The following is a 1,273-nucleotide window of genomic DNA, read 5'->3' as shown; positions in this document are numbered from 1 at the left end:
TGACCTTGCCCCGTTGAAATAATCCATTTTGAAGTAAGCTCTGGCCCATTGAGAGGACCAGAGGATGAAGCGCAATCGTTTCACAGACGAACAGATCATCGGCATATTGAAGGAGCACGAGGCAGGCACGCCGGTCTCGGAGCTTTGCCGCAAGCATGGCGTCAGCGATGCCAGCATCTATAAATGGAAGGCCAAGTTCGGCGGCATGGAGGTGTCCGAGGCCAAGCGGCTGAAGACGCTTGAGGACGAGAACACGAAGCTGAAACGGCTCCTGGCGGATGCGATGCTCGACAATGCTGCCTTGAAAGACCTTTTGGGAAAGAAGTGATGACGCCCGCGGCCAAGCGGAAAGCTGTCGCGCATCTGATGAGCCATCATGAGATGAGCGAACGGCGGGCGTGTAAAGCCATTGGTTTTTGCCGAATGACGGTCCGTTACGAGACCAGGCGCGACAATGATCATGAGCTTCGCGAGCGAATGAAGGCGTTGGCGCATGAACGTCGCCGCTTCGGATATCGACGCATTCATGTGCTGCTCCGGCGGGAGGGTCACCTCGTGAACCACAAGAGGCTCTTCCGGCTCTATCGGGAGGAGAAACTGGCGGTGCGCAAGCGCAGCGGCCGGAAGCGAGCGATAGGCACGCGCGCGCCGATGTTGATCCCGATGGTGGCCAATGATCGTTGGTCGCTAGACTTCGTGTCGGATCAGTTCACCGATGGGCGCAGATTGCGGATTCTGACCGTCGTCGATGATTGCACGAGGGAGTGCCTGGCGCTCGTCGCCGATACATCGCTTTCCGGTCTTCGCGTCGCACGGGAGCTTGACCGGATTATCGAGGAGCGCGGCAAGCCGAGGATGATCGTCAGCGACAACGGCAGCGAGTTCACCAGCAACGCGATCCTGCAATGGGCGGACCGGACCAAGGTTGACTGGCATTACATTGCGCCTGGCAAGCCTATCCAGAACGCTTTTATCGAAAGCTTCAACGGGCGGCTGCGAGACGAGTTCTTGAATGAAACTCTGTTCTCGTCGCTTGCTCACGCCCGGTCTGCGCTTTCAAACTGGCGTAGCGATTACAACGATCAACGCCCGCATTCAGGCCTTGGCTGGCTGACACCGGCCGAATTCGCTCAGACACTCAACCCGCGACGTGATGCGGTGCTGCGCAGCCGAAATGGCTCCGCACCGCAACCCGCCGCTACCGAACCAACAACAGCAACCAAAAACCGCTGGAGCGAACTCAAAACTGGATAAAACTTGGGGGCAAGGTCAA

General features: G+C 58.0%; 1 protein-coding gene. It reads left to right on the top strand.

Annotation, left to right across the window (positions count from 1 at the left end; translation table 11 throughout):
• The first annotated feature begins 64 nt into the window (after positions 1 to 64).
• Positions 65 to 1,254, top strand: a protein-coding gene (locus tag GFM02_RS34725) for an IS3-like element ISRle4 family transposase (RefSeq protein WP_168324228.1) whose coding sequence is annotated in 2 segments (ribosomal slippage) — positions 65 to 314 and positions 314 to 1,254 — 1,191 coding nt in all. Because the reading frame shifts where the segments join, the coding sequence is not laid out codon by codon here.
• Positions 1,255 to 1,273 lie beyond the last annotated feature (19 nt).

The organism is Rhizobium leguminosarum bv. viciae (assembly GCF_012276115.1).
GTDB classification, from domain to species: domain Bacteria; phylum Pseudomonadota; class Alphaproteobacteria; order Rhizobiales; family Rhizobiaceae; genus Rhizobium; species Rhizobium leguminosarum_T.
Note: the sequence above shows the minus strand (reverse complement) of the source record. Positions and strands in the feature narration are given on the sequence as shown.